Source organism: Nocardia sp. GP40, from assembly GCF_050434125.1.
GTDB classification, from domain to species: Bacteria; Actinomycetota; Actinomycetes; order Mycobacteriales; family Mycobacteriaceae; genus Nocardia; species Nocardia albiluteola.
In genome coordinates, this window is the sequence record NZ_JBNPVW010000005.1 from 415,490 (window position 1) to 441,237 (window position 25,748).

Sequence of the window (25,748 nt, forward strand, 5' to 3'; positions counted from 1 at the left end):
TCCGCGGCCGCGGTGAGGATCTCGGCCTCGGCGATCGGATAGGCGTGCAGGTCCAGGGCGATGCGCTCGGCCGGATAGCTGAGCTGCTCGACGACGCCGTTGCGCTCGGGGTACCGGGTGCGCAGCGACTCGTGCCGGCGGACCACGTCGAAGATGGCCGCCTTGAGCGCGGCGATGTCCAGCTCACCGGACAGCCGGATCGCCAGCGGCAGGTTGTATGCCGCGGACGACGTGTCGTACTGGTTGAGGAACCACATGCGCTGCTGCGCGTAGGACAGCGGCACCGCGGCATCGGTGGACCGCGGCCGCAGCCGGGCCCGGGCCGCGCGCGCCTGCGTGGTCACCCACTCGGCCAGCGCCCCGGCGGTCGGGGCGTCGAACAGGGCACGCACCGGCACCGAGCTGTTCAGCGCGTCGCCGATCCGGGCGGCCACCTGGGTCGCGATCAGCGAGTTGCCGCCCAGGGCGAAGAAGTCGTCGTCCAGGCCGACCTGTTCGACCCCGAGGACGCCCGCGAAGACGCCCGCGACCACCTTCTCCACGCGGGTGCTCGGCGCCCGGAATTCGGCGGCGGCGAACACCGGATCGGGCAGCGCGCCGCGGTCCAGCTTGCCGGATGCGTTGAGCGGGAAGGCATCCAGCACCACGAAGGCCGCCGGCACCATGTAGCCCGGCAGGCGGGCGCCCAGCTCGCCGCGCACCGCGTCGATGTCCACGCTCGCGCCGGATTCCGGCACGACGTAGGCGACCAGCTGATCGCCGGTGCGCTCGTCGGTGCGCGCGAGGACGACCGCCTGCGCGATCGGCTCCAGCGCCGTGAGCGCGGCCTCGATCTCGCCCAGCTCGATGCGCAGGCCGCGCAGCTTGACCTGGAAGTCGGTGCGGCCCAGGTAATCCAGCTCGCCGGCGGCATTCCAGGCCACCAGGTCGCCGGTGCGGTACATCCGCTCGCCCGCGGCGAACCGGTCCGCCACGAACCGGTCGGCCGTCAGGTCGGGCCGGGTCACATAGCCGTGCGCCAGCTGCACACCGGCCAGATAGAGCTCGCCGGGCACCCCGACCGGAACCGGCCGCAGGCGCGAATCCAGCACGTAGACACGGGTATTGAAGACCGGTGCGCCGATCGGCACCGTGACGGTATCCGCGTCGGTCACCTCGTGGAAGGTGACGTCGACCGCGGCCTCGGTCGGGCCGTACAGGTTGTGCAGGCGGGCGCCGGTCAGCTCCCGCAGGCGTCGCGCCGCGTTCGCGGGCAGCGCCTCGCCGGAGGCGAAGACGTTGCGCAGGCTGGCGCAGCCCGCCGCGTCGCCCGAATCCTCGAGCTCGCCGACGAATACCGAGAGCATCGACGGCACGAAGTGCGCCGCGCTGATGGCCTCCTCCTCGATCAGCTGCGCCAGGTAGCGCGGATCGCGGTGCCCCTCGGGCCGCGCGACCACCAGGCGCGCGCCGACCTGCAGGGGCCAGAAGAACTCCCACACCGACACGTCGAAGGTCGACGGGGTCTTCTGCAGCACCACATCATCGGCGGCCAGGCCGTATTCGGCGTGCATCCACACCAGCCGGTTCACGATCGACATGTGCGAGACCGCGACGCCCTTGGGGCGGCCGGTGGAGCCCGAGGTGAAGATCACGTAGGCGGTGTTGTCCGGGCGCAGCGGCCGGATGCGGTCGGCGTCGGTCAGCGGCACGTCGCTCAGGCCGGACAGATCCAGCTCGTCGATGCGCACCTGCCGGGAATCCGCGGTGTCGACGTTCAGGTCCTCGCCGGAGGTCAGCACGCACACCGGCTTGGCCGTATCGAGGATGTACTGCGTGCGCTCGGCCGGATGGTCCGGATCCAGCGGCACGTACGCGCCGCCCGCGATGGTCACCGCGTACATGCCGACGACCAGGTCGATCGAGCGCCGCATGCCCAGGGCCACAAAGGATTCCGGGCCGACACCGGCGGCGATCAGCCACCGGGCCAGGCCGCGGGCGCGCCGCGCGAACCCCTCGTAGGACAGACTCGTCCCCTCGAACGTGATCGCGGTCGCGTCGGGCGTGCGCCCGACCTGCGCCTCGAACAGCGAGGCCAGGGTCGCGGCGGCAACGCCGTCGGGCGCGGTCAGCGCCGCGTCCAGCGGGAACTCGGTGGCGTTCCAGCGCCGCAGGATGCGCTGCCGCTCGATCGGCTCGAGCAGTTCGATGTCGCCCACCGCGGTCTCCGGACGCTCGGCGACCGCCTGCAGCACCCGCACGAAGCGCGTGCCGAAGCCCTCGGCGAACTCGGCATCGAAAATGCTCGAGGCGTAGACGAGTTCCGCGGTCATACCCGACGCGGATCCCTCGCTGAGCACCAGCTGCAGATCGAAGGGCAGGGTGGGCGGGTCCACGCGCAGTTCCGAGACCGACAGCCCGGGCAGCTCGAAGGTCCCGGAATCCTGGTTCTGGAACGAGAGCATCACCTGGAACAGCGGGTGCCGTCCCTGCGAGCGAACCGGATTCAGGACCTCGACGATGCGCTCGAACGGTACGCCGGTGTGCGCGAACGCGGCCAGATCGCCCTCGCGGACGGTGCCGAGCAGCTCGCCGAAGCTCGCGTCCGGGGCCACCTGCGAGCGCAGCACGACGGTGTTGACGAACATGCCGACCAGGTCGTCGAGCTGCTGCTCGCCGCGGCCCGCGACCGGCACGCCGACCGCGATGTCCTCGGTGCCGCTCAGTCGGGCCAGCAGGACCGCGAAGGCGCTGTGCAGCACCATGAACAGCGTGGCGCCGTTCGCCCGCGCGACCTCGTTGGCCGCGTCGACGACCTCGGCGGGAATCGAGAACCGGTGCGTGCGAGCCGCATTCGAGGCGACGGCCGGGCGCGGGCGCGCCGAGAGCCGCAGCTCCTCGGGCAGCCCGGCCAGGGTGGTGCGCCAGTACTCCAGCTCCCGCGCCACGGGCGAGGCGGGATCGTCCTCGGAACCGAGCGTCTCGCGCTGCCACAGCGCGTAATCCACGTACTGGATCGGCAACGGCGCCCATTCCGGCGCGGCCGCGGCCGCACGGGCCACGTACGCGGTCATCAGGTCGCGGACCAGCGGGCCCATCGAGAAGCCGTCGGCGGCAATGTGATGCGTGACCACGACCACGACGTGCTCGGCGGGGGCGCGGCGGAACAGGCGCAGCCGCACGGGCAGTTCGGTGGTGAGGTCGAAGCCCCGGTCGACGAATTCCGCGATGACGGAAATCATTCCCGCCGGATCGGATTCGGGTGCGTCGAGCACGTCGAACGACGGGATCGCCTCCGCGGCGGGCAGCACCTTCTGATAGCCGACGCCGTCGTGGGCGGGGTAGATCGTGCGCAGCGACTCGTGCCGCGCGATCACATCCGCGACCGCGGCGCGCAGCGCCGCGACATCGAGCTCGCCGGACAGCTGCACCCCGGCGGCGATGTTGTTCGCCGAGGAGGTCGCATCGAAGCGGTTCAGGAACCACAGGCGCTGCTGCGCGGGCGAGAGCGGGGGCCGCTCGGGCCGGGTGCGCGCGGTGAGCGCCGCGAGCGCCGAGCGCGCACCGAGACCGGCCGCCGAGCCGATGAGCGCGGCCAGGCCGGACACCGTCGGCGCGTCGAACAGCATCCGCACGCCGATCTCGGCGTCGAACGCGGTCCGCAGCCGGGCGGCGACCCGGGTGGCGATCAGCGAGTTGCCGCCCAGGGCGAAGAAATCGTCGTCCGCGCCGACCCGCTCCAGCTCCAGCACCTCGGCGAAGACCGCCGCGACGGTCTCCTCCGCGGGCGTCGAGGGCGCGCGGTATGCGTTCGAACCGGCGTCGGGCGCGGGCAGCGCGCGGCGGTCCAGCTTCCCGTTGACGGTCAGCGGAATCGCTTCCAGCACAACGATTGCCGAGGGAACCATGTACGAGGGCAGCAGCTCGCCCGCGCCCCGGCGCACCGCGTCCGGATCCACCGCCGCAGCCTCGGGATCGGCCACCACGTACGCGACGATGCGCTGATCGCCCGGCCGGTCCTCGCGCACGAGCACCGCGGTCTGCACAACGCCGGGCTGCGCCAGCACCGCCGCCTCGATCTCGCCGAGCTCGATGCGGAAGCCGCGCACCTTGACCTGATCGTCGGCGCGGCCCAGGTACTCCAGCTCACCGGCGGAGTTCCAGCGCGCCACGTCGCCCGAGCGGTACAGCCGGGAACCGGCCGCGTCCGCATCGGCCAGCGGGTTCGCCACGAACCGCGCCGCGGACAGGTCCGGGCGGCCCAGGTAGCCGCGCGAGAGCTGGGATCCGGCGACGTACAGCTCACCGGCCACGCCGACCGGCACCGGCCGCAGCCGGTCGTCCAGGACGTAGACCCGCAGTCCGGCAATGGATCTGCCGATCACGCTGCCCGCGGCGCCGGCGATGGTGGCCGCGTCCAGCGCGCGGTACGACACGTGCACCGTGGTCTCGGTGATGCCATACATGTTGACCAGCCGCGGCGTGGAATCGCCGTGCCGGACCACCCAGCCCGCCAGGCGGCGCAGCTCGAGCGCCTCGCCGCCGAACACGACGTAGCGCAGCGACAGCGGGTCCCCGGCGGAGTCACCGGCGACGCGCTCGGCCTCGGCCAGCTGGTAGAACGCCGACGGCGTCTGGTTCAGCACCGTCACCCGCTCGGTGCGCAGCAGCTCGAGGAACTGCTCCGGCGACCGTGAGGTGTAGTAGTCCACCACGACCAGCGTGCCGCCGAACAGCAGCGGGCCCCACAGCTCCCAGACCGAGAAGTCGAAGGCGAAGGAGTGGAACAGCGTCCACACGTCCTGCGGCCCGAAACCGAACTCGCGATCGGTATTGGCGAACAGGCGCAGCACATTCCGGTGTTCGACCGCGACGCCCTTGGGGCGGCCGGTGGAGCCGGAGGTGTAGATGACGTACGCGATGCTCGACGGACGCAGCGGCGCGAGCCGGTCCGCGTCGGTGATCGGATGCTCGCCGGAGTCCAGCAGATCGGGCACGTCGATGCCGTAGTAGTCCATCAGGACCACCGGTAGCTTCGAGCCGTCCTCGCGCGCGGCGAATTCCACCTCGACAGTGCTGTCGACGATCGCCACCGCCGGGCGGGAATCCTCGAGCACGTAGGCGATGCGCTCGGCCGGGTAGCTCGGGTCGATCGGCACGTAGCCCGCGCCGGACTTCACGACCGCCAGGGCCGCGACCACCAGATCCGCGGAGCGCGGCAGGATCACCGCGACCAGCGTGTCGGGTCCGGCACCCTGATCGATGAGCCTGCGCGCCAGCTGATTCGCCCGCTGATCCAGCGAGGCGTAGGTGAGCCGGTCGTCGCCGAACTTCACCGCGATCCGGTCGCCGTGCGCGGCGACCACGGTGTCGAACAGATCGGACAGCGTGGCACCGGACGCCGCGAAAACGCCGGTGTCGGCGTCGTTTCCGGACGACACCCAGCGCTGCGAAACGTCCAGCCGCTCGTCCTCGCCGAGCAGATCGATGTCACCGACGGCGATCTCGGGCTGCCCCGCGACCCCGCGCAGGACGCGCAGCAGCCGCTCGGTGAAGACCGTCACGGTCTCGGGATCGAACAGATCTGTGGCGTAGTTCCAGGACAGGCGTAGCCCGGCCGCAGCCGCGGCCGGCACGTCGACCGACAGCTGAATATCGAATTTCGCCGTGCCCGCGTCGAATTCGATCACGTCCAGATCCAGGCCCGGCAGCGAGACGGTGCCCAGATCGGCCGCGGAGGCGGCGTCGAAGCTCAGCGCGAGCTGGAACAGCGGGTTGCGCGCCTGGGAGCGCACCGGGCTGATGATGTCGACCAGCCGCTCGAAGGGCACGTCGGCGTGAGCGAAGGCGTTCAGATCCGTGCGCCGGGACTGCGCGAGCAGCTCGGTGAACGGGGTGGCTGGGGCGACCTCGGTGCGCAGCACCAGGGTGTTGACGAACATGCCGACCAGGTCGTCCAGGGCGGCCTCGCCGCGGCCCGCGATCGGGGCGCCGATGGCGATATCGGTGCTGCTGGACAGCCGCGCGGCCCAGGTGGCCAGCGCCGCGTGCACCACCATGAACAGCGTGGCGTTGTGGGCGCGCGCCAGTTCCTCCAGCGCGGCACGCAACTCGGCGTCGACGGTGAACACGTGGGTGGCGCCGCGGTTGGACGCGACCTCGGGCCGCGGCCGGTCCGCGGGCAGCTCCAGCTGCTCGGGCAGGTCCGCCAGGCGGTCGCGCCAGTAGGAGATCTGCTGTGCGGCAACCGATTCCGGATCGTCCTCGGCGCCGAGCACCGCGCGCTGCCAGAGCGCGTAGTCGGCGTACTGCACCGGCAGCGGGGACCACTGCGGCGCGATGCCGCGGCTGCGCTCGGTGTAGGCCACCACGACGTCCCGCAGCAGCGGGCGCATGGAGAAACCGTCACCGGTGATGTGGTGCACGACCAGCACGACGACGTGGTCGTGCTCGTCGATCCGCAGCAGGTGCGCGCGGAACGGCGGCTCGGCGGTCACGTCGAAGAACACGCTCGCCAACTCGAACACCCGGGCCGGAAGTTCCTCGGCGGCAACCGATTCGGGCGAGATCTCGGTGATCGCCTCGGCCACCGGCAGCACCCGCTGGTAGCCGACACCGTCGACCTCCGGGTACACGGTGCGCAGCGACTCGTGGCGGGCGAGCACGTCCGCCATGGCCGCGTTCAGGGCCGCGAGATCCAGCTCGCCGGTCAGCCGGACGGCGATCGGGATGTTGTTCACCGCGGTGCGGTTGTCGAAGCGGTTCAGGAACCACATCCGCTGCTGGGCCAGCGAGAGCGGAGCCAGCTCGCCGCGCTCCTGCGGCGCCAGCGGCGCGCGACCGCCCTGTCCCGCGGCCGATTCCACGTGCCGCGCCAGCGCGGCGACCGTGCCGTGCTCGAACAGCGCGCGCACGCCGACCTCGGTGTCCAGGGCGCTGCCGAGGCGCGCGACGACCTGGGTGGCGATCAGCGAGTTGCCGCCGAGGGCGAAGAAGTCGTCGTCCGCACCGACCCGCTCGGCACCCAGCAGCTCGGCGAAGATGCCCGCCACGAGCTCCTCGGAGGGCGTGGACGGGGCGCGGAACTCGCGCGAGGCCAGATCCGGCGCGGGCAGGGCCCGGCGGTCCAGCTTGCCGCCGGGGGTCAGCGGAATCTCGTGCAGCACAGTGATCGTCGTGGGCACCATGTAGTCCGGCAGCCGCTCGGCGACCTGCGCGGACAGCGCGGCGGTGTCGATCGCCGCACCGGCGACCGGAAGCACGTAGGACGCCAGCACCGAGGATCCGGTCGGCAGCCGGTGACCGACGGTCACCGCGAAGTCGACGTCGGGATGTGCGGTGAGGGCGGCGTCGATCTCGCCGAGCTCGATGCGGAAGCCGCGGATCTTGACCTGGAAGTCGTTGCGGCCCACGTATTCCACCGCGGGTTCGCCCGCGCCGTCGCGCCACCAGCGCACCACGTCGCCGGTGCGGTACAGCCGCGCGCCCGGCGCGCCGTACGGATCGGCGACGAAGCGCTCGGCGGTCAGGGCCTCACGCGCGAGATAGCCGCGGGCCAGCTGGATGCCGCCCACGTACAGCTCGCCGACGACGCCCTCGGGCACCGGGCGCAGTCGCGAGTCCAGGACCAGCGCCCGCATGCCGCGCACCGGGCCGCCGATGGTGATGCGGTCGCCCGGCAGCAGCGCACCGCTGATATTGGTCGCGATCGTCGCCTCGGTCGGGCCGTAGGCGTTGAAGAACCGGCGCTGGACAGAGCTGTCCCCTTGCACCACGGACCATTTCGCGACGAGGTCCGCGGACACGGCCTCACCGCCGGCGATGATCACGCGCATACCGGCCAGATCCGCGGTGTCCAGCGAGGCCAGCACCGACGGGGTGATCAGGCCGACCGTCACGCCCTCGCGCGCGATCAGCTCACCCAGTTCCGCACCGCCGTAGGTGCCCGGCGGCACCACGACGAGCGCACCGGCCGGACCCACGGCCAGCAGCAACTCGAGCACCGAGGCGTCGAACGACGGCGAGGCGAAGGCCAGCGCGCGCGTATCGCGGTCCAGGCCATAGCGTTCGGTCTGCTCCGCGGTGAAGTTGGCGATACCCGCATGGGTGACCACCACGCCCTTGGGCAGACCGGTGGAGCCGGAGGTGTAGATGACGTACGCGGCATGCTCGGGCCGCGGCGCGGCCACCTCGGCCGGATCGCCCGCCTGAGCGGCGATCTCGGCGGCCACCGACGAATCGTCGAGCACCAGCCAGTCGCCGCCCGCCACCGGCGGCAGCGCCGCGGCCTCGGCGGAGACCGTAATGCCCAGGCGCGCACCGGAATCGGAGATCATGTGCGCGATGCGGTCGGCCGGGTAGGCCGGATCCACCGGCAGGAAGGCCGCGCCCGCGTAGGCCACGGCCCAGATCGCCAGCACCGATTCGATCGAGCGCGGCACCGCCACGGCCACGATCGTCTCGGGACCGGCGCCGCGCTCGATCAGCACGCGCGCCAATCGCGCTGCCGCGGAGTCCAATTCGGCGTACGTCAGGGAGCGATCCCGGAACACGACCGCCTGGCCGTCCGGGTTGGCCGCGACGGCGGCCCGCATCAGCTCCGGCAGCAGCACCGGGGGCACCGCGGGACCGCCGGTGCGGCCCAGCAGCTCCGCGCGCTCGGCGTCGTCGACCATGATGTCGATCGCGCCCACGCGCTGACGCGGGGCGTCGACCAGCGCATCCAGCACCCGCACGAACCGCGCGGAGAGGGCCTCGATCTCGGCGGCGGCGAAGCTACCGCTCTGGTAGCGCAGCGACAGCTCGATCGTCGACTCGGCCATCACGACCAGGGTCAGCGGATAGTGGGTGTTGTCGTTGACCTGCGCGCCGCCGACCGACATGCCCTCGATCGAGCTCGTCGCGGCGAGGGCATCCTTGTCGACCGGATACGACTCGAAGACCAGCATGCTGTCGAACAGCGCACCGGCGCCGGCCACCCGCTGGATGTCGGTCAGGCCCAGGTAGTGGTGCTCGAGCAGATCGGCCCAGGAGCCCTGCAGCCCGGTCAGCAGCTCGGCCGCGGTCGCCGTGTCGTCCAGGTGCACGCGCACCGGCACGGTGTTGATGAACAGGCCGACCATGGACTCGACGCCGGGCAGCTCGGCCGGGCGTCCGGACACCGTGGTGCCGAACACCACGTCGTCGCGTCCGGTCATGCGGCCCAACAGGATTCCCCACGCGGCCTGCAACAGGGTGTTCATCGTGACACCCAGCTCGGCGGCGCGGTTGGTGATCCGGCGGGTCCGCTCGGCGTCGATCTCGGTGACGACGCGGCCGATCTCGCCGGCCTGCGCGCCCCCGGACGGGGCCAGCTGGGTGGGCTCGTCCAACCCCTCCAGCGCGGTGGCCCAGGCCCGCAGCGAGGCGTCGCGATCGCGGCCGCCCAGCCATTCGAGCACCGTGCGGTAGGAGCTCACCCGCGGCAGCACGGACTGATCGCCGCGAGTCGTGTACAGCACCAGCAGGTCTCGTAGCAGCAGCGGCGTAGACCAGCCGTCCACCAGGATGTGGTGGGTGGTGATCGCGAGCTTCCAGGCGTCCTCTCCGGTGCGGAACACGGTGAAGCGCACCAGCGGAGGCTGGGCCAGATCGAAGCGGTCGGCCTGCTCGGCCGCGATCTCCCGCTCCAGCTCGGCGGCGGGATCGGCCGCCGTGCGCAGATCCACCTCGCGCCACGGCACCTCGACCTTGTCGAGCACCACCTGGACCGGCTGGCCCGCGGAATCGGTGAGGAACGCGGTCCGCAGGTTCGGGTACCGCTCGATCATCGCGATCGCGGCGCGGCGCAGGCGCGCGGCATCCAGCTCGCCGTTCAGGTCCAGGACGGCCTGGATCGTGTACACGTCGGTGCCCTCGCGCATGAACTGCGCGTGGAAGAACAGACCGGCCTGCAGCGGCGAGAGCGGCCACACCTCGGTCATCGCCGGGTAGCGGCGCTCCCAGCGCTCGATATCGGCCTGGCCGACGCGCACCAGCGACATGTCCGACGGGGTGTAACCACCCGAATTCGGCTGCCGCACATGGGCTGCCAGCGCACCCAGCGCGGCCCCCCACAGCTCGGCGAGCTCGCGCACCCGGTCCCGGGTCAGCAGGCCCGAGGGGAATCCAAAGGTCGCGTTCAGCACCGGCCCGTCCGGGCCGTCGGCGACGATGGCGTTGATGTCCAGCGCCGCGTTGACCGGGGTCTGCGCGTCCATGGGCGCGGTGAGGGCGCCCAGGTCCTGGGTGGGCATCCAGCCGATTTCCGCCAGCTCCGCCGGCGCCTCGCCCGGACGGCCCAGGTAGTTGAAGCTGATCTGGCCGGGCACGGTCGCGGGCAGTTCCGCGCCGGTCTCCGAGTTCAGGTAGCGCAGCATGCCGTAGCCGAGGCCCTTGTCGGGCACGGCGAGCAGCTGCTCCTTGACGGACTTGACGATCGCGCCCAGCACCGGGCCCGCGGCGAACGCCTCGTCCAGGTCCGCGCCCCGCAGATCCAGCACGACCGGGTACACCGAGGTGAACCAGCCCACCGTGCGCGAGAGGTCCGCGCCGGGCACTACGCCCTCCTCGCGGCCGTGGCCCTCCAGCTTGATCAGCGTGCGGGCGCCGAATTCGACACCGCGCCAACGCGATACGGCCAGCGCCAGGGCCGAGAGCAGGCCGTCGTTGGGGCCGCCCCGGAAGCGCGCGGGCAGGGTGGTGAGCACCGCCTCGGTGATGTCGGCGGGCACGGTGATCTCGACCCGCTCGGCCGTGGCCTCGACGTCCACGGCCGGGTCGAACGCGCGCTCGCCCAGCAGCGGATCCGGAGTGGCCGAAACCTGCTGCCAGTAGGGCAGTTCCGCGACGCGCCCGGGCGCCCCGGCGGCCTCGGTGAGGCCGGTCGCCCAGCGCCGCATCGAGGTACCGACCTCCGGCAGCGCGACCGGCGAACCGGCGGCCAGCTGCGACCAGGCCATCGCCAGATCGGGAATGACGATGCGCCAGGAGACGCCGTCGACCACGAAATGGTGTGCCGCGACGAGCAATACGTCCCGGCGCGCGGAGTCGGCGGGGAAGGCGAACCAGACGAATTGCGTCATCAGCGCCCGCGCCGGATCGAGGCGATCCAGCGCCGCGTCCAGTTCGGCATTCGCGATCCGCGCCAGCGCCGTGTCGCTGATGTCGGCGTCGACCTCGACCCGATGCACTCGCGCGGCGATGTCGGCCGTGCCGGGCTCCAGGGCCTCGAAAACGGTTGCGCCGCCGTCGATCACCAGGCGCGCACGCAGTAGGTCGTGGCGATCGTGCACGGCCGCGAGGGTGGCGACCAGGGTGTCGTGGTCGATGCCCGCGGGCAGGCGCAGCGCCATCCACTGCGAGAAGCGCCCGAACGGCGTGCCGTTGCGCAGGAATTGGGCCAGCACGGGGGTGAGCGGAACCTCGCCCACGCCGCCGCCCGGCAGCTCCGCCAGCACCGGCTGCTCGGTTGCCGCGCCGGAGGTGGCCACCTCGGCCAGCGCCCCGACGGTGCGGCGCTCGAAAACGTCACGCGGGGAGAAGATCACGCCGCGGGCCTTGGCCCGGGACACGAGCTGGATGGACAGGATGCTGTCGCCGCCCAGGGCGAAGAAGTCGTCGTCCACGCCGACCCGGTCGGCGCCGACGACGTCGGCGAAGACCTCGGCGATGATCGTCTCGGTCGCGCCGACCGGCGCCCGGAACTCGCGCGGGCCCAGCTCGGGCTCGGGCAGCAACCGGCGATCCAGCTTGCCGGTCGGGGTCAGCGGCACCTCGTCGAGCACCACGATCGCCGTGGGCACCATGTACTCCGGCAGCGTCCGGGCCACCGCCTCGGTGAGCTCGGCGGTGTCGGGGGCCGCGCCGGCCGACGGCACGACGTACGACACCAGCACCGTGGCGCCGGAATCGGCCTTGTGGCCCACGGTGACGGCGAATTCGATGCCCGGCTGGGCGGTCAGGGCGCTGTCGATCTCGCCCAGCTCGATGCGCAGGCCGCGGATCTTGACCTGGAAGTCGTTGCGGCCCACGTACTCCAGCCGCTCGCCGGACCAGCGCACCAGGTCGCCGGTGCGGTACAGCCGCTCCCCGGGCTCGCCGTAGGGGTCGGCCACGAACCGGCTCGCGCTCAGCTCGGCGCGCTCGTGATAGCCGCGCGCGAGCTGGATGCCGCCGAGATAGAGCTCACCCGTGACACCCTCGGGCACGGGGCGCAGCCGATCGTCCAGGATCAGGTTGCGCATGCCGCGCACCGGGCCGCCGATGGTGACGGCCTCGCCGAGGGCAAGGGGCGCACCGATATTCGTCACGATCTGTGTCTCGGTCGGACCGTAGACGTTGTGGAACGCCCGGCCCGCGCCGATCCAGCGGGCGGCCAGCTCGGCCGGAATGGCCTCGCCGCCGACGGCGACGGTCTGCAGGCGCGGCAGCGCATCGGGGTTCAGCGATGCCACGACCAGCGGGGTGAGGAAGGCGAGGTTCACCCCCTTGGCGCGCATGAGCTCGGCGAGCTCCTCACCGCCGAAGGTGAACGGCGGCACCTGCACCAGCGTGCCGGCCCGGCCGATGGCCAGCAGCAGCTCCATCATCGACGCGTCGAACGACGGCGAGGAGAAACCCAGTGTGCGAGTGGAGCTTTCGAGGCCGTACCGGGCGACCTGCTCCTCGCTGTAGTTGGCCAGGCCGCGGTGCGAGACCACGACGCCCTTGGGCAGGCCGGTCGAGCCGGAGGTGTAGATCATGTACGCGGCGTTGGCCACGCGCAGCGGCGAGAGCCGCTCGGAATCCGCGACGGGCTCGGCGGACCGGGCCGCGACGTCCGCGGCGAATTCCTGGTCGTCCAGCGCGATCCACGCGCGGTCCAGCTCGGGCAGGTCCGGGATCTCGGCCAGGTTGCTCAGGCCGAAGGCCGCGCCGGAATCGGTGATCATGTGCACGATCCGGTCGGCCGGATACGCCGGGTCGACCGGCACCAGCACCGCACCGGTCTTGGCGACCGCCCACAGCGCCAGCGACGACTGCCACGAACGCCGCAGCGCCACCGCGACCGGAATCTCCGGCCCCGCACCGCGTTCGATCAGCGCCCGCGCCAGACGGCTGGACTCGGCGTCGATCTGGGCGTAGCTGTAGGAAACACCGTCCGCGACAACGGCAACGCCGTCCGGGTTCCAGGCCACCGCCGCGGCTAGCAGCTCGGGCAGGGTGCGCGCGGCTTCCGCCGGGCCACCGGTGCGGGCGGTGAGATCGGCGAATTCGGCCGCGTCGAGAATGTCGATGTCGGCGACCGCATGCTGCGGCGCCTCGATCAGCGCCTCCAGGATGCGCACCAGCCGCCGGCCGAGCACCTGCACCTGGTCGCCCTCGAAATGGCTTGTCAGATAGCGCAGTTCGATCTCGAGCGCCGCCTCGGGCAGCACCACGATCGTCATCGGGTAGTGCGCGTTGTCGACCATCGCCGCATCGGTGACGGACATGCCGTCGATCGAGCTCGCGGCGGCCAGCGCGTCCTTGTCCACGGGATAGGACTCGAAGACCAGCAGGCTGTCGAACTGCGCGCCCGCGCCCGCGACCCGCTGGATGTCGCTCAGGCCGAGATAGTGGTGGTCGAGCAGTTCGATCTGCTCGCGCTGCAGCCCGGTCAGCAGCTCGGAGACGCTCGCGCGCTCGTCGATCCGCACGCGGACCGGCAGGGTGTTGATGAACAGGCCCACCATCGACTCGACGCCGGGCAGCTCGGCCGGGCGGCCGGAGACGGTCATGCCGAACACGACGTCGTCGCGACCGGTCAGGCGGCCCAGCAGGATGCCCCAGGCCGCCTGCATCAGGGTGTTCACGGTGATGCCGAGCTCGGCCGCACGCGCGCTCAGCCGCTCGGTGCGCTCGACACCGAGTTCGATTGTCCGCGTGGCGATCTCATTGGTTTCCGGCCCGTGCGCCACCGGCGCCAACTGGGTCGGCTCCTCGACCCCGGCCAGCGCGGATGCCCAGGCCGCCACCGAGGCGTCCCGGTCGCGCTCGCCCAGCCAGGCCAGGAAGTTCCGATACGGGGTGACTCGCGGCAGCGTGGTGGTGTCCCCGCGCAGCGCGTACAGCACCAGCAGATCGCGCATGAGCAGCGGCATCGACCAGCCGTCGACCAGCACGTGGTGCGAGGTGATCGCCAGGCGATACGTCGCATCGCCGGTGCGGTACAGGCTGAACCGCAGCAGCGGCGGCGCGGCCATGTCGAATCCGGCGGTCTGCTCGGCGGCGGTCAGGCGGTGCAGCTCGGACGCGCGCTCGGCCTCGGGCACATCGCGCAGATCCAGCTCGCGCCAGGGCAATTCGACCGAGTCGAGAACCACCTGCACCGAGCGGCCCAGGGTGTCCGTGACGAAGCCGGCGCGCAGGTTCGGGTACCGGTCGATCAGTGCGGCCGCGGCCGCGCGCAGCCGGTTGCGGTCCAGCTCGCCGCTCAGGTCCAGCAGGGCCTGGACGGTGTAGACGTCCTCGCCCGCGCGGCTGAGCTGGGCGTGGAACAGCAGGCCCGTCTGCAGCGGCGAGAGCGGCCACACCTCGGCCAGCGCGGGGTACTCGCGCTCCCACCGTTCGATGTCGGTCTGGCCGACCCGCACCAGCGGCATGTCCGAGGGCGTGAGGCCGCCCGCGTCGGGACGCTGCACATAGGTGGCCAATCCGGCCAGCGCCGCGAGCCACAGGTCCGCGAACCGCTGCACCTGCTCCCGGCTCACCACGCCCGGCACGAAGGCGAAGCTCGCGCCCAGCTGCGCGCCCTCGGGGCCGTCGTCGACGGCGGCGTTGATGTCGATCACCGCCGGGGCGGGCATCTCCGGATCCATCACCGCGTCCAGGCGGCCCAGCTCACCGGACGGCAGCCAGCCCAGCTCGGTGAGCTCGGCGGGCACGCCCGGGGCGGAGATCCGGCCGAGGTAGTTGAAGCCGATCTGGCCCGGCACATCCCGCGGCAGCAGGGCGCCGGTCGCCGGGTTGAGGTACCGCAGCATGCCGTAGCCCAGACCCTTGTCCGGCACGGCGAGCACCTGCTCCTTGACCGACTTCAGGATCGAGCCCAGGATCTCGCCGCCCGCGAAGGCCTCGGCGAGATCGGCGTCCGGCAGGGTCAGCGCCAGGGGGAACGCCGAGGTGAACCAGCCCACCGTGCGCGAGAGGTCCGCGCCGGGCACGAGCTCTTCCTCGCGGCCGTGGCCCTCCAGTTTGATCAGCGCGTGACCGCCGGATTCCGCACCGCGCCACCGGGATACGGCCAGGGCGAGCGCGGCAAGCAGGCCGTCGTTGACGCCCGCGCGGAACAGCGCCGGGACCCGGGTCAGCACCGCGTCGGTGACCTCGGCCGAGGCCGTGACCTCGATCCGCTCGACCGTGCCCAGGGTGTCGCGGGCCGGGTCGAACGCCCGGTCGCCCAGCAGCGGATCCGGCGTCGCCGAAACCTGTTGCCAGTAGGGCAGTTCCGCCGCACGCTCAGGCGTCTGCGCGGCCTCGGCCACGCCGTGCGCCCAGCGCCGCAGGGACGTGCCCACCGGCGGCAGCGCGACGGGCTGCTCGGCGACCACCTGCGACCAGGCCAGCGCCAGATCCGGGATCACGATGCGCCACGACACGCCGTCCATCACGCTGTGATGCGCGGCGACCAGCAGCAGGTCGCGACGCTCGCCCGCGAAGGCGAACCACACGAACTGCGCCATGACGCCCTGCTCGGGATCCAGTCGGCCCAGCGCGGCGTCGTACTCCATCCCGGTGATCCAGGACAGCTCGCTCTCGGGCAGCTCGGCATCGAGCTCCACCCGGTGCAGCAGCTCGCCGGGATCGACCGAACCCTGTTCGCGCACCTCGAAGTTCAGCTCGCCGCCGTCGTTGCGCAGCCGCGCGCGCAGCACGTCGTGGTGGTCGAAGACCGCGGCCAAGGTGGCGACCAGGGTGGGGCGGTCGAGCCCGACCGGCAGCCGCAGCACCAGCGCCTGCGAGAACCGCGGGTACGGCCGCTCACCGCCCAGGAACTGCGACATGATCGGCAGTACCGCGACCTCGCCGACGCCGCCGCCCGGCAGCTCGGCCAGCTGCGGCTGCGCCGCCTCGCCGCGATCGGCGACCTCGGCCAGGCCGGCGACGGTGCGCCGCTCGAAAACCTCACGGGGAGTGAAGATCACACCGCGCGCCTTGGCGCGCGAGACCAGCTGGATCGACAGGATGCTGTCGCCGCCGAGGGCGAAGAAGTCGTCGTCCAGGCCGACCTGCGCCGCGCCCAGCACCTCGGCGTAGACCTCGGCGACGATCTCCTGCACCGGCGTGACCGGAGCGCGGAACTCCGCGGCCTCGAACACCGGTTCCGGCAGTGCCTTTCGGTCCAGCTTGCCGCTGGCGTTCAGCGGGAACGCCGCCAGCGTCACGAACGCCGCCGGGACCATGTACTCCGGCACCCGCGCGGCGAGCTCGGAACGCACCGCGGCCGTGTCGATGTCGCCGTTCGCGGGAACGAGGTAGCCGACGAGCTGCTCACCCAGATGCTGATCCGAGCGCACCACCACCGCGGCCTGATCGACCGAATCCAGGGCGGTGAGGGCGGCCTCGATCTCGCCCAGCTCGATACGCAGACCGCGCAACTTCACCTGGAAGTCGGTGCGGCCCAGGTACTCCAGCTCACCGGCGGCGGTCCAGCGGACCAGGTCGCCGGTGCGGTACATGCGCTCGCCCGCGGTGTCCGCGGCCCCGAAGGGGTTGGCCACGAAGCGGTCGGCGGTCAGGTCCGGACGCGTCATGTAGCCGCGCGCCAGCTGCACGCCCGCGAGATAGAGCTCGCCCGCGACACCCACCGGAACCGGCCGCAGCCGCGAATCCAGCACGTAGACGGCGGTGCCGAACACCGGCACGCCGATCGGCACGGAGACCGCGTCCGCGTCGGTGACCTCGTGGTAGGTCACGTCGACCGCGGCCTCGGTCGGGCCGTACAGGTTGTGCAGGCGCGCGCCCGTCAGCTCGCGCAACCGGCGCGCGGTCGCGGCGGGCAGCGCCTCACCGGAGGCGAAAACGTTGCGCAGGCTCGCGCACATCGCGCCGTCCGCGTCCGGGTAGGAGGCCAGCTCGGTGACGAAGGCCGAGAGCATGGACGGCACGAAGTGCGCCGTCGTCACGCGCTCGGCGGTGATCAACCGCGCCAGATACGCCGGATCGCGATGCCCGTCGGGCCGCGCGACCACCAGGCGAGCGCCGACCTGCAAGGGCCAGAAGAACTCCCACACCGACACATCGAACGTCGCCGGGGTCTTCTGCATCACGACATCGGAGGCCTCGAGGCCGTACTCGGCCTGCATCCACAGCAGGCGGTTCACGATCGCGCCGTGCGAGACCGCCACGCCCTTCGGGCGACCGGTCGAGCCGGAGGTGAAGATGACGTACGCCGTGTTCGAATCACGCAGCGGCGCAACGCGATCCGCGTCCGTCACCGAGGCGCCGGAGTGCCCGGCCAGATCCAGGCGGTCGACCTCGATCAGCGGCACGTCGGCGGGCAGCGCGACATCCATGCCGGACACCGTCAGCACGCCCACCGGATCGGCCGTGTGCAGAATGTATTCCGTGCGCTCGGCCGGGTGATCGGGATCCAGCGGCACGTAGGCACCGCCCGCCGCGACCACCGCGTGCAGGGCGATCACCAGATCCAGCGAGCGCCGGATGCACACCGCGACCCGGGATTCCGGGCCCACGCCGAGCGAAATCAGGTGCCGCGCAAGCATGTTCACCCGCTCGTCGAACGCGGCGTAGCTCAGCTCGACGCCCTCGAAGAACAGCGCGGGACTGTTCGGATCCCGCCGCAGGCCCGCGGCGAGCAGGTCGGGGAGCACGCCACCGGCGGGCGCGTCGTCGCCGCGGATGGTGGTCAGCATCGCGAGCTCGGCGTCGTCCAGCAGCGGCAGCTCGCCTACCGGGGTATCCGGCGTGGTGGTGATCGCGGCCAGCAGCAGCTGGAATCGGCGCGCGAACACCGCGACGGTGTCCTCGTCGAACAGGTCGCGCGCGAAGGAGAACACCGCCGACATGCCGGCGATCTCATTCGGATTCAGCTCGCGCACGGTCAGCGAGAGATCGAACTTCTCGGTGGTGATGTCGGTGTCGATCGCCTCGACATGCAGGCCGGGCAGCTCGAATTCGGCGTGCGGCTGATTCTCGAACGAGAGCGATACCTGGAACAGCGGGTGCCGCGCGGTCGACCGCGCGGGGTTCAGCACCTCGACCAGCCGCTCGAACGGGACGTCGGCATTGGCGAAGGCCTGGATATCGGTCTCACGCTGGCGCGCAAGCAGATCGGCGAAGGATTCGCCCAGATCCACCCGCGACCGGAAGACCAGGGTGTTGACGAACATGCCGACCAGCTCGTCCAGCACGTTCTCGCCGCGACCGGCCACCGGCGTGCCGATCGCGATGTCATCGGTCCCCGACAGCCGCGACAGCAGCACCGCATACGCGGTGTGCACGACCATGAACAGTGTCGCGTTGCGCTCGCGCGCGAGATCGACCAGCGCGCGGTGGGTCTCGGCGTCGATCTCCAGCGACACCCGGCCGCCGACGAATGACTGCACGGCCGGGCGCGGCCGGTCCGAGGGCAGATCCAGCTGATCCGGCAGGCCCGCGAGCTCCTTGCGCCAGTAGTCGATCTGCTGGTGCCCCAGGGATTCCGGATCGGACTCGTCGCCCAGCAGCTCGTGCTGCCACAGTGCGAAGTCGGCGTACTGCACCGGCAGCGGCTCCCAGACGGGAACCTCCCACAGCGTGCGCGCGGCATAGGCGACCATCACGTCGCGCGCCAGCGGGCCCATGGACCAGCCGTCGGCGGAGATGTGGTGCACCACCATGCACAGCACGTATTCGGTCTCGCTGAGCTCGAACAGCCTGGCGTGCAACGGAACTTCAGTCGTCACGTCGAACGACATCGAGGCCAGCTCGACGAGCTCGGCGACCAGGTTGCCCACCGGCACCTCGACCGGGGTCAGGTCGGGCACGATCCGCGCGGCGTCGAGCACCACCTGCACCGGGCCGCGGCTGGTCTCGGGGAACACCGTGCGCAGCGACTCGTGCCGGTCGATCACGTCGATGAGCGCGACCTGCAGCGCCGGAATGTCCAATTCGCCGGACAGCCGCACCGCGACGGTGACGTTGTAGGCCGCGGAGTCCACATCGAAGCGGTTCAGGAACCACATGCGCTGCTGCGCCGGGGAGAGCGGAATCTCCTCCGGCCGCTCGCGCGCGGTCAGCGCATTGCGCCCGCCCACACCGACATTCGACTCGACGCGGGCGGCCAGCGCGGTCACGGTGCTGGCCTCGAACAGCATGCGCACGGGCACCCGGGTGTCGAGCTCACCGCCCAGGCGCGCGGTGACCTGGGTGGCGATCAACGAGTTGCCGCCGAGCTCGAAGAAGTCGTCGTCCGCGCCGACCCGGGCCACCCCGAGCACCTCGGCGAAGATCTGGGCCACGATCTCCTCGATCGGTGTGGCCGGGGCGCGGAACTTGCGCACCTCGAACACCGGCGCGGGCAGCGCGCGGCGCTCGAGCTTGCCGGATGCGTTGAGCGGGAAGGCATCCAGCATCACGAAGGCCGCGGGCACCATGTATGCCGGGAGGGTCTCGGCCAGCTCGGCGCGCACGGCGTCGACGTCGAGTCCCTCGCCCGCCGCGACCAGGTAGCCGATGAGCTGATCGCCCAGGTGCTTGTCCGAGCGCACCACCACGGCGGCCTGATCCACCGAATCCAGAGCGGCCAGGGCCGATTCGACCTCGCCCAGCTCGATGCGCAGACCGCGCAACTTCACCTGGAAGTCGGTGCGGCCCAGGTACTCCAGCTCACCGGCGGCGGTCCAGCGGACCAGGTCGCCGGTGCGGTACATGCGCCCCGCCCCGAAGGGGTTGGCCACAAAGCGATCCGAGGTCAGGTCCGGACGCGTCACGTAGCCGCGCGCCAGCTGCACGCCCGACAGATAGAGCTCACCCGCGACACCCACCGAAACCGGCCGCAGCCGCGAATCCAGCACGTAGACAGCGGTGTTGAAGACCGGGCGGCCGATCGGCACGGAGACCGCGTCGGCGTCGACGACCTCGTGATAGGTCACGTCGACCGCGGCCTCGGTGGGACCGTACAGGTTGTGCACCCGGGCGCCGGTCAGCTCGCGCAACCGCTGCGCGGCGGGCGCGGGCAGCGCCTCACCGGAGGCGAAGACGTTGCGCAGTCCGGTGCAGCCCGCGAAGGCGATGTCCTCGGGGGTACCGGAATTCGCGGCCAGCTCGGCCACGAACACCGAGAGCATGGACGGCACGAAGTGCGCCGTCGTCACGCCCTCGGCGGTGATCAACCGCGCCAGATACGCCGGATCGCGATGGCCCTCCGGCCGCGCGACCACCAGGCGCGCGCCGATCTGCAAGGGCCAGAAGAACTCCCACACCGACACGTCGAACGTCGCCGGGGTCTTCTGCACCACGACATCGCTCGCGGTCAGGCCGTACTCGGCCTGCATCCACGCCAAGCGATTCACGATCGCCCCGTGCGAGACCGCTACGCCCTTCGGGCGACCGGTCGAACCCGAGGTGAAGATCACGTAGGCGGTATTCGAATCACGCAGCGGAGCAACACGATCGGCATCGTCGATCGGATCGCCGGAGTACTCGTCGAGGTCGAGCAGGTCGAGCTCGAGCACCGGGGTGTGCGCCTCGGCCTCGAATTCGTCGTCGGTCGTGGTCAGCACGCAGACCGGGCGCGCGGTCTCGAGCACGTACCGGGTGCGTTCGGCCGGGTGATCCGGATCCAGCGGCACGTACGCGCCACCGGCCAGCGTCACCGCGTACATGCCGACGACCAGGTCCAGCGAGCGCCGCATGCCCAGTGCGACAAACGAATCCGGGCCGACACCGAGGGAGATCAGATGCCGGGCCAGGCGGTGCGCGCGGTCGGCGAACTCGCCGTAGGACAGAGTTGTCCCCTCGAACGTGAGCGCGGGGGCCTCGGGCGTGCGGGCGACCTGCTCGGCGAACAGGGAGGCCAGCGTGACCGGGGCCGTGCCGGTGCGCTCCGGGGTCCAGGCGGTGGCGTTCCAGGCGTCCAGCACCAGCGCCCGCTCGGAGTCGTCGAGCAGTTCGATATCCCCCACCGGCGCGGTCACATCCGCGACGACGGCGCGCAGCATCCGCAGATACCGGTCGCCGAACCCGGCGACGGTGGCGGCATCGAAAAGATCCGTGGCGTAGGAGAGCACCGCGGAAACACCGGCCTGGGCGCCGTCGGCGCCGCGCTGCTCGGTGAGCGTCCACTGCAGGTCGAACTTGGCGATGTCGACGTCGAGCTCGTCCGCGGTCAGCGACAGCCCGTCCATCTCCATGGTGGCGTGCGAGAGCTCCTGCACGGACAGCATCACCTGGAACAGCGGGTGCCGCGCCTGCGAGCGGGCCGGGTTCATCACCTCGACCAGCCGCTCGAACGGCACGTTCGCATGCGCGAACGCCGTGAGATCGGTTTCCCTGGTGCGAGAAAGCAGCTCGGCGAACGATTCGCCGCCCTCGATCTGCGTGCGCAGCACGAGGGTGTTGACGAACATGCCGATCAGATCGTCAAGGGCCTGCTCGCCGCGCCCCGCGATCGGCGTGCCGATCGCGATGTCCTGGGTGCCCGACATCCGCGCCAGCAGCACCGCCAGCGCCCCGTGCAGCACCATGAACAGCGAAACACCCTGGGCGCGAGCCAGCTTCGACAGCTCGACGTGCAGCTCGGGATCGATCTCGAAGGTGACTCGGTTGCCGCGGAAGCTCTGCGTCGGCGGGCGCGGGCGATCGGTCGGCAGGTCCAGCTGATCGGGCAGGCCCGCCAGCGCGCCCTGCCAGTACGCGATCTCGCGCGCGGCCATCGACTGCGGATCGTCCTCCGAGCCCAGCACCTCGCGCTGCCACCGGCTGAAGTCGGTGTACTGCACCGGAAGCGGCGACCAGGCCGGATCCTGCCCGGCGGCGCGCGCCAGGTAGGCCGCGGTGACGTCGCGGGCCAGCGGCCCGAACGAGAAGCCGTCGGCGGCAATGTGATGCACCACGAAGGCGACCGCGTAGTCGGTGCCGCGCGAGCCGGACCGGCCCCCGCCGCTCGAGACCCGGTAGACCCGGACCCGGATCGGGAGCTCGCGGGTGACATCGAAGCCGGTCGAGGCGAAATCGGCCAGCGCGGGTAGCAATTGGGATTCGGCGATCGGCAGCACCGCGACGCCCAGGTCGACCTCGTCGACCGGGAGCACCTGCTGGTAGCCGCCGCCCTCGCCCGCCTCGGGGAAGATCGTGCGCAGCGACTGCTGGCGGGTCAACACATCCAGCAGCGCGGCCTGCAGCGCCGCGATGTCGACGGCGCCGCGCAGCCGCACCACGAACGGCAGGTTGTAGGTGGGCGCGGACGGATCGAACTGGTTGATGAACCACATCCGCTGCTGGGCCAGCGACAGCGGCACCCGGGCGCCGGGCTCCTCATCGCGGGCGACCAGCGGCGGCCGAACGGAAATCTCTGCGGGCGTGGCGGATTCGGCCCGCAGCGCGAGGCCGGCGACGGTGGGCGTCTCGAACAGCGCCCGCACGCCCAGCGTGATGCCGAAGGCGGCGGAGATGCGCGAGACCACCTGGGTCGCGACCAGCGAGTTGCCGCCCAGGTCGAAGAAGTTGTCGTCGATGCCGACCCGGTCCTGGCTCAGCACGTCGGCGAAGATGCCGGCGACGATCTCCTCGGAATGCTTGCGCGGGGCTCGGTATCCGGCGGCGTCCACGCTGAACACCGGCTCGGGCAGGGCCTTGCGGTCCAGCTTGCCGGAGGTGTTGAGCGGCAACGCGTCCAGCACCATGATCGATGCGGGCACCATGTAGGCGGGCAGCTTTTCGGCGACGAACCTGGTCAGCTCGGCCGGATCGATCGACATCCCCTGCGCGGCAACGACATACGCCGCGAGCTGCTGCCCGGTCGCGGTGTCGGCGACCAGCACGACGGCCTGGTTGACGGCCGGATGCGCGAGCAGGTCGGTCTCGATCTCGCCGAGCTCGATCCGCTGGCCGCGGAACTTGACCTGGAAGTCGGTGCGGCCCACGTACTCGAGGGCGCCGGCGGAGTTCCAGCGCACCAGGTCGCCGGTGCGGTACATGCGCTCGCCGGGCAGCCCGTACAGATTGGCGACGAACCGGTCGGAGGTCAGATCGGCGCGACCGCGGTAGCCGCGCGCGAGCTGCCGCCCGCCCAGGTACAGCTCGCCCGAGGCGCCGATCGCGGCCGGGCGCAGCCGCGAATCCAGCACGTACACTTCGACATTCCACTCGGGAACACCGATCGGCACCACGGTGACGTCGGCCGCGGTGGCCTGCCACCGGGTCACCGAGACCGCGGCCTCGGTGGGGCCGTAGAGGTTGTGCAGCCCGGCGTCGCTGATCGCCCGGAAGGCGGCCGCGGTCTCCGGGGGCAGCGCCTCGCCGATGACGAACACCACTCGCAGCGAGGCGCACTGCTCGCGGGTGGCCTGGCCGGTGAAGATCGTGAGCATGGACGGCACGAAGTCGGTGACCGTCACGCCTTGTTGCGCAATGGTTTCCGCGACGTAGACCGGGTCGCGGTGGCCGTCCGGGGTGGCGATGACCAGCTTCGCGCCGACCATCAGCGGCAGGAAGTAGCCCCACAGCGACACGTCGAAGGTGGTGGCGGTCTTCTGCAGGTAGACGTCGGCCGCGGTGAGGCCGTACTGGTCCAGCATCCACAGCTGCTGGTTCACGATCGCCCGGTGCGTGACGGCCACGCCCTTGGGACGGCCGGTCGAACCGGAGGTGTAGATCACGTAGGCGGTGTTCGAATCACGCAGCGGCGCAAGGCGATCCGCGTCGGTCACCGAATCGGAGGAGAACTCCGAGAGGTCCAGTGCGTCGATCGGCACGGCGCGAACCTCGCCGGGCAGATCCACCTCGTCGCCGGAGACGGTCAGCACGCAGACCGGTGCCGCGGACTCCAGGATGTAGGCGGTGCGCTCGGCCGGATGATCGGGATCGATCGGCACGTACGCGCCACCGGCGGCCAGCACGGCGTGCATGCCGACGACCAGGTCCAGCGAGCGCCGCATACCCAGGGCCACAAGGGATTCCGGGCCGACACCATCGGCGATGAGGCGACGGGCCAGGCGGTTGACCCGCGCGGCGAACTCGCCGTAGGTGAGTGTGGCGCCCTCGTAGTCGAGTGCGACATTGCCGGGCGTGCGCCGCATCTGCTCGTCCAGCAGCGCGGTCAGCGTCGTCTCGGGCACCTCGTGCCCGGACTCGTTCCACTCGACCAGCGTCCGGTCGAGCTCGTCGTCGCCGGTGATCGGCAGCGCCCACAGCGCCTGATCCGCCGCCGCGGCGAGGAACCGGTCGAAGAACTCCAGGAAACGCGAATGATGCCGGCGCGTCAGGTCTTCGGAGTACAGATTCGGGTTGGTCTCGAAGTCGATGCGCGAGCGCGCGCCGCCCTCGGTCTGATAGAAGTTGACGCCCAGGTCCTCGATGCTGCCGGTGGACAGCACGTGCATCTGCCCGACCATGTCGCCCAGGGCGATCTGGTCGTGGAACAGCATGATGTTGACCCAGGGGCCGAAGAATTCCCGGGTGACCACGCCGCCGTCGGCGCTGTCGCGGCGGATGTCCTCGTGCCGGTACCGCTGATGCCGCAACGCGCCGGAGACCTCGACCGTCACGGCCTTGAGCAGGTCGGTGACGGTGGTGCCGTATCCGACGTGCAGTCGCAGCGGCACGATGTTCGAGGTCACACCGCCCGAACGCCGCATCACCGCGGTGGTGCGCGCGGTGACCGGCAGGCTCAGGATCACGTCCTCGGTGCCGGTCCACTGCGCCAGATAGGCGGCGAAGGCCGCGATCAGCAGCGCGGCCGGCGTCGAATCGTGACGGGCCACCGAGGCTTCCAGCAGCGCGTTGCGCTCGTCGGAGAGCACGTCGCTGGCCAGGCCGTTGAGCGGGGCGGGCGGAGCGGAGTTGCCGACCAGGCTGGTGCCGCTCTCGAGTCCGGTCACCCGCTGCGCCCAGTGCTCCCGGTCGGACTGGAAACGGGTGCTCTCGCGGTACTCGTATTCGGATTCGACCAGGCTGCGCAGGTCCGAGACCTTCAGCGGGGCGACCTGGGTGCCGTTCACGGCGGCGGTGTAGTGCTCGGCCAGGCGGCCGAGGTAGTTCATCGCGCTGAAGCCGTCCAGCACGATGTGGTGGGCGCGCAGGTAGAAGTACCAGTGATCCTCGCGCAGCTGCAGCACCGCGAGCCGGATCAGCCGGTCGGTGACCATGTTCAGCGGACGGCTGTACTCCGCGCGCATCCACTCGAGCGCCGCGGCCTCCGGGTCGTCCTCGGCGCGCAGGTCCAGGTGATGGATGTCGTCGCGGTCCGGGATCGTGGGGTCGATGTACTGGCGGGGTTCACCGTCGTGCTCGACGATGCACAGGAAGCCGGATCCGAACTCCTCCGAGGCGTCGATACTGGCCTGCCGGAGCAGGGCGCGATCGAGCTGCCCGTGCAGGTCGACGTACTGGGCAATGGTGACCGGCACCTGTGGGTCCAGATGCTGGGCATACCAGATGCCCAGCTGTGCCGGCGACAGCGGGAAGAGCTCGTCCCCGGCTATTGGCGCGGCCGCGATCTCGCTGCCAGCTTCGCCGTTTCCGCCGAAATCCAGCCGGTCCAACCCACAACCTCACTTCCGGAACAC

Annotated in this window: 1 protein-coding gene (cut by a window edge); it reads right to left on the bottom strand. The window is 71.2% G+C overall.

The features are described 5' to 3' along the window. Positions 1-25,724, bottom strand: the 5' portion of a protein-coding gene (locus tag ABH933_RS18345; RefSeq protein ID WP_429455048.1) for a non-ribosomal peptide synthase/polyketide synthase. The gene continues 25,804 nt to the left of window position 1, outside the view; only the first 25,724 of its 51,528 coding nucleotides appear in the window; the start codon lies at positions 25,722-25,724; its stop codon lies beyond the left edge, outside the window. Positions 25,725-25,748: the final 24 nt, after the last annotated feature.